15 protein-coding genes are annotated in these 14,990 nt (G+C 41.7%); 8 read left to right on the forward strand and 7 right to left on the reverse strand.

From position 1 onward, the window contains the following. Positions 1-27: 27 nt before the first annotated feature. Both ACFQ1M_RS16085 and ACFQ1M_RS16090 read left to right on the forward strand, forming a co-directional pair. On the forward strand, positions 28-2,271 hold the full coding sequence (locus ACFQ1M_RS16085; RefSeq protein ID WP_386410038.1) for a TonB-dependent receptor: 2,244 nt from the start codon (positions 28-30) through the stop codon (positions 2,269-2,271). A 19-nt stretch (positions 2,272-2,290) separates the two neighbouring features. Continuing rightward, positions 2,291-2,662 (forward strand): heavy-metal-associated domain-containing protein, encoded by a 372-nt coding sequence (locus ACFQ1M_RS16090; RefSeq protein WP_386410040.1) that lies wholly within the window; start codon positions 2,291-2,293, stop codon positions 2,660-2,662. A 151-nt stretch (positions 2,663-2,813) separates the two neighbouring features. Here the strand turns inward: ACFQ1M_RS16090 and ACFQ1M_RS16095 are convergent, their stop codons facing one another. From ACFQ1M_RS16095 to ACFQ1M_RS16105, 3 genes are all read right to left on the reverse strand, one after another. Continuing rightward, the gene (locus tag ACFQ1M_RS16095) at positions 2,814-3,767 is read right to left on the reverse strand and encodes a hypothetical protein (RefSeq protein WP_386410042.1); all 954 of its coding nucleotides are present in this window, start codon (positions 3,765-3,767) and stop codon (positions 2,814-2,816) included. Between the two features lie 6 nt (positions 3,768-3,773). Continuing rightward, positions 3,774-4,736, reverse strand: coding sequence for a hypothetical protein (locus tag ACFQ1M_RS16100; protein WP_386410044.1), 963 nt, complete (start codon positions 4,734-4,736; stop codon positions 3,774-3,776). A gap of 64 nt (positions 4,737-4,800) precedes the next feature. Next, positions 4,801-5,463 (reverse strand): DUF6090 family protein, encoded by a 663-nt coding sequence (locus ACFQ1M_RS16105; RefSeq protein ID WP_386410046.1) that lies wholly within the window; start codon positions 5,461-5,463, stop codon positions 4,801-4,803. A gap of 234 nt (positions 5,464-5,697) precedes the next feature. Between ACFQ1M_RS16105 and ACFQ1M_RS16110 the strand changes: the two genes are divergently transcribed. Genes ACFQ1M_RS16110 through ACFQ1M_RS16135 form a run of 6 tightly spaced genes read left to right on the forward strand, consistent with a single transcriptional unit; the run spans position 5,698 to position 12,045 of the window. Beyond that, the gene (locus tag ACFQ1M_RS16110; RefSeq protein ID WP_386410048.1) at positions 5,698-7,560 is read left to right on the forward strand and encodes a type VI secretion system Vgr family protein; all 1,863 of its coding nucleotides are present in this window, start codon (positions 5,698-5,700) and stop codon (positions 7,558-7,560) included. Further along, the gene (locus tag ACFQ1M_RS16115) at positions 7,544-8,419 is read left to right on the forward strand and encodes a hypothetical protein (RefSeq protein ID WP_386410050.1); all 876 of its coding nucleotides are present in this window, start codon (positions 7,544-7,546) and stop codon (positions 8,417-8,419) included. The genes ACFQ1M_RS16110 and ACFQ1M_RS16115 overlap by 17 nt, the downstream gene beginning before the upstream one ends. Beyond that, positions 8,416-10,155: a PAAR-like protein gene (locus tag ACFQ1M_RS16120; protein WP_386410052.1), complete on the forward strand. Its 1,740-nt coding sequence runs from the start codon at positions 8,416-8,418 to the stop codon at positions 10,153-10,155. The genes ACFQ1M_RS16115 and ACFQ1M_RS16120 overlap by 4 nt, the downstream gene beginning before the upstream one ends. A 21-nt stretch (positions 10,156-10,176) precedes the next feature. After that, positions 10,177-10,917, forward strand: a complete 741-nt coding sequence (locus tag ACFQ1M_RS16125; protein WP_386410054.1) for a PoNe immunity protein domain-containing protein — start codon at positions 10,177-10,179, stop codon at positions 10,915-10,917. A gap of 24 nt (positions 10,918-10,941) precedes the next feature. Further along, positions 10,942-11,487: a DUF6630 family protein gene (locus ACFQ1M_RS16130; protein ID WP_386410056.1), complete on the forward strand. Its 546-nt coding sequence runs from the start codon at positions 10,942-10,944 to the stop codon at positions 11,485-11,487. Positions 11,488-11,496: 9 nt separating this feature from the next. Further along, positions 11,497-12,045, forward strand: coding sequence for a hypothetical protein (locus ACFQ1M_RS16135; RefSeq protein ID WP_386410058.1), 549 nt, complete (start codon positions 11,497-11,499; stop codon positions 12,043-12,045). Between the two features lie 104 nt (positions 12,046-12,149). Here the strand turns inward: ACFQ1M_RS16135 and groL are convergent, their stop codons facing one another. The 4 genes from groL to secG all read right to left on the reverse strand — a co-directional run bounded on the left by groL (position 12,150) and on the right by secG (position 14,984). Next, positions 12,150-13,778, reverse strand: coding sequence for a chaperonin GroEL (groL, locus tag ACFQ1M_RS16140; RefSeq protein WP_386410060.1), 1,629 nt, complete (start codon positions 13,776-13,778; stop codon positions 12,150-12,152). 56 nt (positions 13,779-13,834) lie between these two features. Further along, complete coding sequence (locus ACFQ1M_RS16145; RefSeq protein ID WP_386410062.1) at positions 13,835-14,185, reverse strand: four helix bundle protein; 351 nt, start codon at positions 14,183-14,185, stop codon at positions 13,835-13,837. 33 nt (positions 14,186-14,218) lie between these two features. Further along, entirely contained in the window at positions 14,219-14,497 is a 279-nt protein-coding gene (locus ACFQ1M_RS16150) for a co-chaperone GroES (RefSeq protein WP_386410064.1), read from the reverse strand. Positions 14,498-14,642: 145 nt separating this feature from the next. Continuing rightward, the gene (gene secG, locus ACFQ1M_RS16155) at positions 14,643-14,984 is read right to left on the reverse strand and encodes a preprotein translocase subunit SecG (RefSeq protein ID WP_386410066.1); all 342 of its coding nucleotides are present in this window, start codon (positions 14,982-14,984) and stop codon (positions 14,643-14,645) included. Positions 14,985-14,990 lie beyond the last annotated feature (6 nt).

Here is a 14,990-nt window from a genome sequence, read left to right on the forward strand (position 1 = left end):
AATGTTTAATTAATTATTCAAAATTTCATGAAAACAATCATATTCAGCATTTTAACGATGCTATCATTTTTATCTTTTTCGCAAGAAAAGATCCAAGGAATGGTCATGGAAGCCAATCCTGAAAACAAACATATTCCCCTTCCCGGTGCCAGCGTTTATTGGTTGGACACCCAAATAGGCGCCATGACCGATAAAGACGGGCTTTTTGCGCTTCCATATACCCCGGACTATCAAAAATTAGTGATCAGTTATGTTGGTTTTAAGTCAGATACCTTGGCCATAACAACACCCAAGGATATCCATCACTGGCTGCAACCCGCTGAAGGACAGTTGGACGAGGTGGTACTCGAAAAGGAACGGGAGGCACTCCAAAAGACCTATTTCCAAACACAGAATATCGTCACGGTCAACTCTGCCGAATTACTTAAAGCCGCCTGTTGTAACCTATCTGAAAGCTTTGAGACCAATCCGTCTATCGATGTGAATTTTTCGGATGCCTTGACCGGTACGCGACAAATACGAATGTTAGGGTTGACAAGTCCGTATTTGATGATCACCCAAGAGAATATCCCGATGGTACGAGGAGCTTCGCAGGCTTACGGACTCACCTTCACCCCAGGAACCTGGGTAGAGAGCATTCAGATCACCAAAGGTGCTGGAAGTGTGGTCAATGGCTTTGAAAGTATTGCCGGGCAGATCAATGCCGAGCTTCAAAAGCCATTTAGCGATTACCCGCTGTTCGTCAATGCCTATGCCAATAGGAATGGGCGCTATGAGTTAAATACTCATTTGAATAAAAAGTTGAATGATAAATGGAGTACGGGATTGTATCTGCATGGAAATACCAGAACCCAAAAAGTGGACAACAATGAGGATGGTTTTCTAGATGTGCCCTTGGCGCAACAGATCAATATCTTAAATCGCTGGCAGTACCAGGATGTAGAAAAGGGCTGGGTGAGCTTTCTCAATTTTCGGTATATGAACGATGAAAAACAAGTAGGACAGGAGGCTTTTGACCCGGAAGATGACAAGTTTACAACGAATGCCTGGGGAAGTGAGATCAAAACGCAACGTGTTGATGCCTCTGCCAAGTTGGGTTACGTATTTCCAGAGACACCTTACAATAGCTTTGGGTTTCAAATGTCTTATAGCGATCATCGACAGGATTCCTATTTCGGATTCAATCGTTACGATATCGATCATCGCAGCGTGTATTCAAACCTTATTTTCAATTCTATTCTTGGCGATACGCGTCATAAGTATAAGACGGGCTTGAATTTTACCCACGATGGCTATGTCGAATTGGTGAACGCTTCCAACTTCAAAAGAACAGAAAACAATATCGGGGCGTTCTTCGAGTACAGTTTTGACAATTTGGATAATTTTAGCCTCACAGCTGGTTTGCGGATCGACCATCACAATTTGCTGGAAACCTTTGTTACGCCGCGATTGCACTTGCGCTATGTTCCATGGGAAAAGGGCGTGTTGAGAACCTCGATCGGTAGAGGAAAAAGAAGTGCCAACATATTTGCTGAGAATCAACAATTATTTGGATCTGCTCGGCAGATCGACCTGCAACAAAACGGTGGCCCTGTCTACGGGTTTAACCCAGAGATCGCTTGGAATTATGGTATCAGCTTCCTTCAGGGCTTCACGCTTTTGGAGCGAGAAGGGGACATCACTGTCGACTTCTACAGAACAGATTTTACCGATCAGGTGGTTGTTGATTGGGAAGACCCGCGCGCCATCTCATTTTATAATTTAGAAGGGGACAGCTATGCCAACAGCCTGCAGATAGAGCTAAATTATAGTTTGACAAAACGTTTAGAGTTACGTTCGGCCTATAAATATTATGATGTGAAGACCGAATACCAGAATGCTGGTAAGCTTCAAAAGCCGCTTCAGGCTAGACATCGGGTATTCGGGAATCTTTCCTATGAAACAATCGGAAAGGATAACGGCGCGCGCTGGAAATTTGATGCGACCTACAACTGGCTGGGAGCACAGCGTTTGCCTGATACCTCGACCAATCCAGTACAATTTCAGCTAGGAACATTTTCACCCTCCTATAGCATGCTCAATGCACAAGTGACCAAGGTATTTTCAAAGAAGTTTGAAGTTTATGTGGGTGGTGAAAATTTGACTAACTTTAAGCAAGAGAATCCCGTTTTGGGAAATGAAGACCCTTTTGGTCCAAATTTTGATACGAGTATTGTGTTTGCCCCTATCTTGGGAGACATGTACTATGCCGGACTTAGATTTAAATTATAGATTATAAAAAAATAACATCATGAAAAATATATTGACTATCGCCATCGCACTATTCACCATTGGCTTCTCTGCCAATGCGCAAGAGAAGAATTCGCTTAACAAGAACGCGAAATATACCATAGAAGTGAACGGAAAATGTGGTATGTGCAAGAAGCGTATCGAAACAGCGGCCATTAAGACCAAAGGCGTGAAATATGCAAACTGGGATGTGAATACGCATTTACTCTCAGTGATCATCGACGAGCGAAAGACGAATCCTATGCTTGTGAAAAATAGCGTTGCTGCCGTTGGTCATGATACCAAAGAGGTAAAGGCTAAAGATGAGGTCTACGCCGAGATACATCCTTGTTGTAAGTACCGAGAGGATAATACCAACGATGACGGGCAGTAAAGCAGAATAGGGTGTCTTAAGACCGTCATTCCGAGGCCGAGACTTCGGCAGAAGGAATCTGCTTAATTTAAGCCATTTACAAACAGATCGTTCCGCACGAGTTCTCGCGGTCACAGTGACCTAATTCGATGACTCTAAGACACGCTCTTCGCTATTCAACCATTTTCACAGAGTTGATATTGCCATATTTATCATATTCTCGGATGGGGTTTTTTGGGTCGATGATCCATTTCCCATCCACGATAAATTTATAGTGATGTTTTCCTCCTGCAAGGTCAAGGGTGCAACGCCACTTCTCATTGCTTTTTCTCATGTCAATGGCATGTTCATCCCAGTTATTGAACGTACCAGACAAAATGACCTTCTTTGCATTACGATAGTCTTCTAGCGTAAAGATCACTTCTTTTGTAATATTCATCACAGAATTGTAGCCACCATATTCGTTCGGGACTTTCTCCGGATTGTGGGGATCCTCCATCCATTCACCATCCACGATAAATTTGTATTGATAACTATCTGGTAGAAGTTGAAGGGTGAGTGTCCAACCATCTGCGTTTTTGTTCATTTTAAAGGCATACTCGTCCCATTTGTTAAAACTACCCGCGAGAATGACCTCTTGTGCATCTAGATATCCTGGTAGATGAAATTTTGCATTGCCATCCTCATCTATCGCTGCCTTGTACATCTTCAGATTATATACATGCAACCAAAAACCATTCTTTTTGGCATCCACCCTATTAGGTGCATTTTCGTCAGGTTCCGCCCAGTATTTGTTATTGATAATAAATTTGAACTCCCATGAAAAAGCGTCGTTAAAACTTTCGATATTCTTACGTAGCTCATAGGTATATGCACCGGTCTTCTTCATGCGCCATCCTTTTTTCGACCAATCGTTGAACTCGCCCGAAACAGCTACATCATAGATTTCAAGATCTCCAAAATCCAATTTATCGTCGGTATCGTCCTTGGTGACCTTTTCGTAATCCCTCACATCAAAAGTAAAGATCACTTCCTTTCCCTCGATACGATAGCCAAGGGAGTTATCCTGTGCGGTCATCGTAAGGGGGATGATAGCAAAAAGCAATATGAAGATTCGTAATTTCAAGATATTCTAGTTATAAGGTAATTTTACGAAATATAATTTTTTCTTTTTATAATTGATGATGATTCTGCGCATGGCAATAAAATCATACCCGAGTACACCATCCAATTTTGTGCCATAAGCTTCATTCATCTTTCTTAGGTCCGTGACGATGGTCCGCATCATACCGCAAGGTAACCCTTCTTTTAATTTTGCCTCGTATAATTTTCCTGCGAGCACTTCTATTTTCCGTCTATGCATCCCGGTCATCATGATACGCCGAATAGGTCTAAATTTTTCCAACACCTTTTCCGAGACCGATTTATTCAATTGATTGACCTCTGCACCAGTGTCCAAGGCAAATTTCAACCGCTCACCATTGACGAAACATTCTACAATGATACTGTGTTTCTTCAATTTGAAATCAATACTATCGTTCACTTTTTCCAATAGCATGTACGCATCGATGCGTTCTCCGGCCTTATCCAATTTGAAGAGAGTGATCTGCTTGAGATAAAAATCTATGAACACCTCAAAATCCTTAAGTACTTGAAAGCCGATAATTCCCAGTATCCGAGCTTTTTTTGACCTTTCTAAATGCGATAGGTCGATGATCTGTGCCTTTCGATTTTTTATGTCAAAATCTTGTAAAGTAAATTTGTGGATACTTTTTTCATCGACCGCTCCGATAGAGCCGTTCACACCGGCCCCTACGCGTCCACGATGAATACCACTCAACGATTTGAAATGTACGCTATTGAAAAGAAACCCCTCGGAGCCCGTATCTATGATAAAATTGCCCTTCTTTCCATAGATCTCAGCCTCAACTACGATTAGATGGTCCACGAGCTTAAAAGGCAGTCTCGTTGTATTCTCTGTGATGTATTCTGCTTTTGGAAAAGAGACGGCATCAGTCTCCAAGAGCGTATCTGATCCATGGCATAGGCTAGATAGAAGAATGAACAAGAATACTATGAGATAGATTGGTTTCAAGAACTGATTGGTTGATAACAAAGAGACTTGAAAATCAAAAACTCGTTACATAAAAGATCAACAATTAGTATTTATTTAACGTGTCATCCAATTTTGTGATGAGACTATCACATACGGCGACACCTTTCTCCGATGCCTTCTGCTGGATTCCGCAGGAGGCAGATAGGCTTTGAATGATACGCTTCAACAACTGTTCGTCATCAAAAGGAAATTCGCCTTTGCTCATCTTGTCAAAGTCGGCATTGTAGATATAATAGCGGCCTAGATACTCTTTGTGTATGGTCTCTTGTCGCTTATAGGCCCTGAGTATTTCGGGGATATCATAGGAATAGTATTTTTGGATATCGGTTTTGAGCTCGAAATCACCGATGAGCTTAAAGTCTCCAGAATTCACCAAGGTCTGAAACGTAAAATCTTGCGGAAGGAATTCTATGGACTGCGAAACTTCAAAGATCTTACCGAGTATTCCCATTTTCTGGTTAGAATTTGTTGTCAAGTGTGGGGTGATCTCTCTAGAAGTTTGCTGGAATTTTTCAAGAGCCGTAATGTTTTCCTGTAAATTCTGGCGGTCAGCGGCGATGTCGCTCCTAAGGTTCTTTATATAATTATTTCTCAGAGCTGCATCTTTTTTGTCTTCCGAACATTTATTCAAACTGAAGGCAATAGAGATACCGATGATCACAATTAGAATCTCACCTAAGGCATAGCGCCAATTGATTTTTTTCATATTTGGTCGATTTCCATAAAAATATGAAACAGATACGGGCCGTGCAATATCAAACAAGGAGTAGTCCGAAGATCCTCGTGTTGTTACCACCCCAATTTGTTCAATTTGGGGAACTATGACATTGAGGCGGTTTTCGATTTGGCTATATTTATTCCGAATTTTTTCAGGGACCTACCAAACTATTGTAATTCAGATATATAGGATTCCTTAAAAATAGTATAATCAATACCATCCATGGCCACAGAGACACAAGTTCGGATTCACATAGGTGAACAATTCATTCCAGCATTTCTGAATATTTCCTTAGCGCAAGAGATCGATGAGCATCATTATATAGAGCTGGTATGCCGCAAGGATGTCATCGAGTCTATGGACTCAGAAATTATCGGAGAGAGTCGTGACTTTTTAGGAGAAGATCTGCTATTGGAGATAAAGTCGCTCAATGGTTTTTCGGATACGGAAACACTTCAATTCAAGGGAGTGGTCACAGCGGTGAATATTGTTCGAGGGTTTTATCACAAGTCTGGAGACCTGATAAAAATTACGGGAAAAAGCAGTAGTATCATTACAGATGACGGGCCGCATTACGCCTCTCATTTAGATGCTTCACTCGCAGATATAATAGAAAGGACATTCGCTGGCTATTCTGCCTCCATTCTACATCTAAAAGTTAGACCAGAGAATTCCGACACCATCCATTACAGTGTTCAGCATGATGAGAGCGCTTTTGAATATGCGAGTAGGCTAGCGGCACAGTATGGGGAGTGGTTTTACTATGATGGTACCAAGCTCGTATTTGGAAAACCGGATGATCAAGAGGAAATATCTTTGATATACGGGTATGACCTTCACGAATTATCGATGCATCTCGAACCACAGCCAAACAACTTTAATTATATCACCAACGATTACCTCTCAGATAATGCTCATCATACAAAAACAAAAGGTATTTCCGCCTCGCTCAACGGTCAAAATGGATTTGTTAGCAAAAAGGCAGACCGACTTTATGCAAAGGAGACCCAGGTGTTTGTCAATGCGTATGACGACCCTCAAATGCAGTCCCGATTTGATCAGCAGATACAAAAACAAAAGCTGGCAAGAGAAGCAAACCAGGTGATCATTAAAGGAATCAGTAGCAATCCCAGTGTTCGAATTGGTCAAGTCATCAATATTGAGGGGGAATCATCATTTTATGGGTCCTATAGAGTTACCAAAATTGTGCATACATGTGCTAATAATGACCGCTATGAGAACACTTTTGAAGCGATATCCGCGAACGGAAACATCTATCCAAAGACCTCGGTAAGCGCCTTTCCTAAAAGTGCCTCGCAGACAGCAGTGGTGGTGGATAATGTTGATCCAGACGGTTTGGGCAGGGTGAAAGTGCAGTACCCATGGCAAAAACCACTTGGAGAGACCACGCCTTGGATCAGACTTAGCAGCACCGCTGGTGGCACCGGACAAGGGTTCTTTTTTATTCCAGAGATGGGAGATGAGGTCATTGTCGGGCATGAGGGTGGTAATGCCGAGATTCCCTTCGTTCAAGGAAGTTTGTACAATGCCTCTTCGGTACCGTCGGCCTTTAAGAGCGGTAACAATCATCTAAAGGCGATAAAGACGCGAAGCGGCAATCAAGTGACCTTGAACGACGCCGACGGCAGTGTCACCATTGCGGATCCCAGCGGCAATACCATTGTTATGGGAGGCAATGGTGAGATCACGATCTCTGCACCGAATAAGATCACTTTTTCTTCTACGGATATCGAAATTCAGGCCAGCAACAACCTAAACATGGGAGCGGGAAGTAATATCGCAGCCAATGCGGGGAGCGATCTAGCGGCAAGTGCAGCCTCTAATGTGAGTATTGATGCAGGGAGTAACTTAAGTGCCACGGGAACTTCAAAAACGAGCATCAAAGGAAAGACCACCTCGATCTCTGGCAAAAGGATTTCGATTACCGCTTCGGTAATGGCAAATATTCAGGCAGGTGTGGCCATGAGTATCGCATCCTTGGGTATTGGTATTATGGCGGGCGCTGCTGCGAAAATTTTTGGAGGCAGTGTCAAAGTTAAGGGAGGGAATGTTGAAATTAATTAGAAGACCATTTATGCAAGCGGTAGAAACACCATGTATTTTTCTCAATGAAGGTCTTATCTCAATGGATTATGAGATAGATATTGCGCATCAAACAATTATTGGTGAAAAGACCACAAGCGAAGTCTTTTCTCTTCTGGCGAAAAAGGAATTATTAAAAGTTGACGAAATAGGCCATCTATACCACATAAAGGTTAAGGAAGATATCTATAAGAATAGTGATTCAAACATCCGATATGTAGAAGAGCTTTCAATCTTACACCATAACTTAGTGGTATATACCAATAGCACCGGGCAAATCACCGATGTCGTAAATCGAAGAGCCATCAAGGAAGAATGGGAAACTATTAGCCCAAAGCTGTATTCCAAATACAAAAAAGATCCCAATACCATAAAGTATGTGACCAATGTGCAACAAATGCTCTCTGATAAAGATCATTTTCTGGAATACATAAGGAATCATTCTTTAATAAAAGCACTGTTTCCAGATATTTATCATTTAGAGGTAGGCAAGCAACTTGTCAAAACGAGCAATGTTAGAGAGCCTGGTACCGGTATCGAAATGCCCATTTTTATGATAGGCACACCGACTTTAGATGAAAAGAGGAGTACGATCGAAATACTTCAAATAGGGAAACTTGATAAAGAACGTTTTGATGGACAACCATTGACAAGAACTTTAAGGAAAATATATGAGATCCCGCATCTACCGGTGGAGATAGATCTGAATGTCTTTGAAACTTGCGAATTGGATACTTCTTTCAAGATGTTAGAAAAGACAAGATGCCAGGAAATACAAATAGGTCCAGAATATCTGCATCGGCATGTAATTAAGACCAGCCTTAGAAAAACGGAACTATGAGTGTGCTTGAGTATGTGCCCGATGGAACTCCTTTAAAATGCAATTTTGCCCTTTCTTGTGTTCCTGCAGAGATCAAGGTGACGAACAACAGGAATGTGAAGCTCTATGGAGAAAAAATGGCTTCTATGGCAGATATTGTGCCAGAAGTAAATATTCCTTGTTTTGGTCAATGTAAGAATGGGCTTAAAAAATGTGTGCCTGTTCCAACGAAATGGGAAAATGTATCTTCCTTAACAACCGTTTCAGGGAATAGTTATCTATTAAGTGATAGTTATTTTATGTGTGGGCAAGGTGGTAAGGTTGAGGTGGATTTGGCCGTGACCTTCACCAAAGGGAAAGATAGTGCAATTGTCGATGATGACTCAAGTGCTGCCGGTTTGAGTTCCAACTCCACGGAGTCTAACAATTCTGGAAATAACGGCACCGGTGATTCGGGTTTGGAGGATGGAAGAAGAGGTGAAGAAAGTGTACATTCAGAGGAAGACCTTTCAAATTTGCCGATTACCATTCTTAATAAGACCGATGAAAAAGGACTTCGATATCTTGTCGATGAAGAATTACGCCGCGACGTGGCAAAGAATCAGGATTATTTAAGAGATAATAATGATAGAACCTTTGCAGATGTTGGTTTTGAGTGTTTGGCAGACAATCCCACGCATTTGATGCCTGGCGTAGACTTTATGAGAGGTTGTTTTCCTCCTCCAAAAGTGGTAGATGGGCTAATAGCTATTCCAAGAGATTTTGTCATCAGTAGAGGGCAAGACGCCGTAGCATCTGTAACCACCGACCTGTATGATCTGGGGGTAACGCTAATTGATCTAGGTAAAATAGGTCTTGAAAAGACGGGAGAAGCCATTGAAGTAGCACCAGAGGTCTATGAGAACCTTTCTAAGGCGAGTTATGAGGATTATAAGGAAATGGGTAATGCCATGCTAGAAAATCTCAAAGAACTTCCTGGAAAAATTGGAGATACAGTAGGTGAGGCGGCAAAAGGATGGGCAAAAGAAAAATGGCAAGATGTGAAGAATGCCTGGGGATCGACCAAAGACTTTGCCGCAGACCCATCCGCACTCAATGGATCTATTCTTTCTACAAATGTGCAAAAGATCATTCCAGAAGGGTTAAAAAGACCGGTCAAGACGATCAATGAGATCATCAAACCTAAGCAGGGAAAAGCGGCCTCTGTGGACGAACAGCAAGCCAGAAAGAAGAAACAGGAAGAGGAAGAGCAAAAAAGAAAAGAGGAGGAAGAGAAAAGAAAGAAGGAACAGGAAATCGATGATTTTGACGCAGAGAACGCAACTAATAAGGAAAGGGGTAACTATGGTGAAATAAGGGCCACTGAAAATTTAGTGGATAATCCAGACCTCAAAGATGCTGGATATGATTTGGAAAGAATCGGAAATCCGGCACCGACAAGCCTAGACGACAAAATAAATAAAGGAATTGATGGAATATATATCAATAGAACACCCCCACCCGATTATGTGATCGATGAGGCCAAGTTTAATACTGCTCGATTGGGAAAAACTTTAGACGGTAAGCAAATGAGCGATACGTGGGTGAAAGGGAGTGATAGACTGGCAGACCAGGTCGGGCCTGATATGGCAGATGATATTATGGATGCTTTAGATAATGGAACTGTTGACAAAATTATTAGCCGGGTAGATTCGAATGGAATTGTTACTACTAAGAGACTTGATGCAGCTGGAAATATTATCGGAGATTTCCCATAACTTTATGACAAGTTTAAAAACATGAAAGTAAGAGACCAATTAAATACCTACGAGGGCTATTTAGAGATCATCGAAAAGAACGATGGTTTTATCAGCAAACGTATAGATAAGATCAAAAAGCTTCAAGAGGATGAGCAAAGGGGAGTTCAGAATTACCCTAAAAGCAATGAGGAAATCATTTGTTCTACTTACGACACCCTCTTTAGATATCAATTCAGCAATTTAGTTGCTAAATATTCTTTAGGAGCAAATGTTACAGCCATTAATAAGCAGTATCATACCCTATTGGAATTCATTGGACATGCTTGGAATAAAGAAAGTGGCTATATACAAATGGTAAATATGTTATCTATAGGGATATTGTTAGATATCGATAGAAAGCAGTTTGAAAAACTTCAAGCGCTGATCGATGAGGCTAGATTGGAAGATTACCTCATCGACCTTCTGATAAAGTCCTATAATAAAAGAAGAATGCTGAGCACAAACTTTCTCTGGAGAAACCCTTATGCCAGCATTGAAGGAATCGTAGAAATGTCAAAATCTGATAAGGAAGAGGCCTTAAGGAAATTGAAAGACTACTTAAAGAAGTGGTATAAAGCGATCGAGATCAAGACGCACGAAAGCAAATGGAATATACATACCGGTTATTGGTGTTGGGAAGCAGGGGCATTGGCTAAGATACTAGAACTGGATGATAGCCAATTAAAAGGGGAGCATTATTATCCCTATGATCTTGTTCATCGAGAAGAAGCGATGTCTTAATTAAAACTTCTTCGAACTACACAAATGAAACGAAATAAATCTATTGTTGAACTGGCCAAATTAATGACAGAGGACCTCTTTGTACATCAAGAAGTCTTGCTGTCCATTAACGAACCTGAAGAGTACGTTCTTTCTTTCGAAAATGATTTGGCCAATCGTGGAATTGAAAAACCTGCGGCGAATCTTCCCTGGATAGCGTTGGTTGATGGTTTACGTAAGCGAAGTCTATTGTTTGAATTGGATTGGAAGGCAAATTTAGATGATATCCTTGATACATGTTTCGAGCTCTTGAAAGAACATCCAGAGTACGACGAAATACTTGAGGACCTATCTTTATTAGAGGATTACAATATTATAGAAGACGCTGAGGAGTCACTTCTATTCATTAATGGCATTTTGATTCTCTATGGGGTTCAAGTTGTTGTTATTGATTTGAATAGCGACAGCTTACCATTAATGTTACTCCCAATTTATAGGATTGAAGAAGCCATGAGTTTAGCAAATAGCGCTGGCTATGGCGCACTAAAATTGTACTCTAAAGGCAGTTTTCACAATTCCTTTGAATCATAATAATAGTAAATGAAAACCTACCTCAAAGACCCATTAAAGGTCATCGAAATACAAGGAGAGGACTTTAGTTACCTCAAAGCCAAGACTGCCTTTGATTCACTTTCGAGACACCAAGGTGTGTACATCGGCTTTTTAGACAGCTCTGATCAGGTCCTCATGTTTACATGGAAGGTGAAGGACCAATGGTTGGTAGAGCATCCCGTAGTTCTTCACAAATTGCATCAACAGCGTTATGCAACAGATGCCGATTGTCTTAACTTCATAAAGAAAATATATCAAGAATACGATATCGCTAGCTTTGAGGGTTTCTTGGACGTCCCCGTTGAAGAATTCACCCTCGACGAAATGCTAGCATTTCAAAGAGAAGACGAAATGCTCTTGCGAGGAGAGGATCCAGACGCACCTGCACCTAAAAAACTATTGAAACATCAAGGGTCTAAAAAAAAAGGGATTCTCAGTATGGGCACGTCCGCTTCCCAGAAAGACAACACTGCTTCGAGATCAACGTCAATTCCAAGGGCAAACGACCAATCGGAGAGGGACTTTTTTCAATTATAGCAAAATAAGGGTAAAAAAAGACCTGTCAGGTTTTTAAAACCTGACAGGTCAAATAAATTAGTATAACCGCAAACAAGCTAATTATTGCCTGTGGCGGCTCGCCACTACATCATGCCTGGCATACCGCCGCCCATTGGAGGCATTGGTGGTGCATCTTCCTTGATGTCAGTCAATGAGCACTCTGTAGTAAGGATCATTCCAGCTACCGATGCTGCATTTTCCAGTGCGATACGTGTAACTTTCGTTGGGTCGATGATTCCAGCTTCTAGCATATTTACATAAGATCCACCTTTGGCGTCGAAACCAAAGTCGGCTTTCCCGTCGATCACTTTGGCAACGACCACCGATCCTTCACCACCTGCATTTTCTACGATGGTACGTAAAGGCTCTTCAATCGCTCTTGCGATGATCTGTACTCCAGTGATTTCATCTGCATTTTCGGTCTTTATCTTGTCAAGCACATTCTTTGCTCTTACCAAGGCAACGCCACCACCGGCTACGATGCCTTCTTCTACCGCTGCACGCGTTGCATGCAAGGCATCATCGATACGGTCTTTCTTCTCTTTCATTTCCACTTCAGAAGCAGCACCAGCATACAATACAGCTACGCCACCTGCAAGTTTTGCCAGACGCTCTTGAAGTTTCTCCTTGTCATAGTCAGAGGTAGTGGTTTCGATTTGTGCCTTGATTTGGTTGACGCGACCTTTGATATTGTCTGCATCACCACTTCCGTTTACAATAGTGGTGTTGTCTTTATCGATGGTCACGGTCTCCGCAGTTCCCAGCATGCTGAGGTCCGCGTTTTCCAAGGAGAAACCTCTTTCTTCAGAGATCACCGTACCACCTGTAAGAATAGCGATATCTTCTAGCATTGCCTTTCTTCTGTCACCAAAACCAGGCGCCTTAACGGCAGCGATCTTCAAGCCTCCGCGTAGTTTGTTCACTACCAAGGTGGCCAATGCTTGTCCTTCAACGTCTTCGGCTACGATCAATAATGGTCGTCCAGATTGTGCTACTGGTTCCAATACGGGAAGTATTTCCTGCAGGTTCGCGATCTTCTTGTCGAAAAGAAGGATATATGGATTCTCTAATTCGGCGATCATCTTGTCCGTGTCAGTCACAAAGTAAGGGGAAAGATATCCACGATCAAACTGCATTCCCTCTACAACGTCTACGTAGGTATCCGTTCCCTTTGCTTCTTCAACGGTGATCACACCTTCCTTACCAACCTTTCCAAAGGCTTCGGCGATCAATTCTCCAATGGTATCATCATTGTTGGCGGAAATCGCGGCAACCTGCTTTATCTTTTCAGAAGAGTCACCCACTTCTTTGCTTTGCTTTTTAAGATCTGCCACTAAGGTTTCTACGGCCTTGTCGATTCCTCTTTTCAAGTCCATTGGATTCGCTCCTGCAGCCACATTCTTAAGTCCTTCTTTTACGATGGCCTGTGCCAAAACGGTCGCTGTGGTCGTTCCGTCTCCTGCAAGGTCGTTGGTCTTAGAGGCCACTTCCTTCACCATTTGCGCACCCATGTTCTCAAGTGCGTCCTCTAATTCTATCTCTTTAGCAACAGAAACTCCATCCTTGGTTACAGTCGGTGCCCCAAATGATTTGCTAATGATCACATTTCTTCCTTTTGGTCCAAGTGTCACTTTTACAGCGTCTGCCAGTTTATCTACGCCACGTTTTAGACCGTCGCGTGCTTCGATATCAAATTTTATGTCTTTTGCCATTTTTTAATTATTTTGCTTTTGGCTCTCGGCTATAAGCTTTAAGCCAAATAATGTGGTTATTTTAATTTTCTCTTGAGTTGATAAATTTTTCTCTTTATCGTATTTATTTTCTCATTGAATTCTTCGAAAGAATTTTCATCGATTAAATTCAAATCCTTCGATAGTATTATAAGATACTCTGATTCAGAGGCCGACCCCAAAGCTATCGTTAAAAAGCGATTAAAATCAGCTTCACTGTCTCTGCCACACCCTTCACTAATATTGGTTGGGATAGAACTAGAGGCTCTTCTTAATTGAGAGATAATGCCGTACTGTTCATCTTTTGGAAATGAATTGGTAAGGCTGTATATGTTCAATGTGAACTGATGACTTAATTGCCAAATCTCATATTTCTTGAAATCCCTCATTTCTTATAGCTTACGGCCTAAAGCCCTTGGCAACTATACAATCGCCAAAATATCGCTCTCGCGCATAATGAGGTAATCCACCCCTTCTAGCTTCAATTCAGTACCAGAATACTTTCCATAAAGTACAGTATCACCTTTACTTACGGTCATCGGTTCATCTTTCTTACCTGGACCTACCGCTACAACAGTCCCTTTTTGTGGTTTTTCTTTTGCGGTATCAGGAATAATGATTCCAGATGCAGTGGTGGTTTCAGCCTCCATGGGCTCGACGAGTACCCTATCTGCAAGTGGTTTGATGTTTACGTTAGCCATTTTTTATGTTTTTGGTTTTAATTAGAATTTTCTGTGTTCACTTTAGGCATAAAGTATGCCAATCCTAGGATACTGACATATTGTAAATAAAAATGCCAGCATTATGACATGCTGGCATTTTCTATGAGTTTTATTTGTATCAAAATTACTCTTGGTCTTGATTGTCATTCCCGGTCGGTGCAGGAGTGTCCTCCGCAGGGGTCGTTTGCTCGGTCTCCTGTCCAGAGAACACAGACTCTGGATTGTTTCCACCAGAACTGTTGGTCACATTTGCCAAAAGGATCAGTACGATTAAAAGTGTAGCCAAGACCCAAGTACTTTTATCTAAGAAATCTCCTGTCTTTTGCACTCCTCCAATCTGCTGAGATCCACTTCCGCCAAAAGATGAAGAAAGACCTCCTCCTTTAGGGTTCTGTACCATGATCACTAACACCAACAAAAAGGATACGATGATGATCAGTGCTAAAAATATTGTGAACGTACTCATTGTGAA

The organism is Sungkyunkwania multivorans (assembly GCF_042675645.1).
In the GTDB taxonomy this organism is placed as follows: domain Bacteria; phylum Bacteroidota; class Bacteroidia; order Flavobacteriales; family Flavobacteriaceae; genus Sungkyunkwania; species Sungkyunkwania multivorans.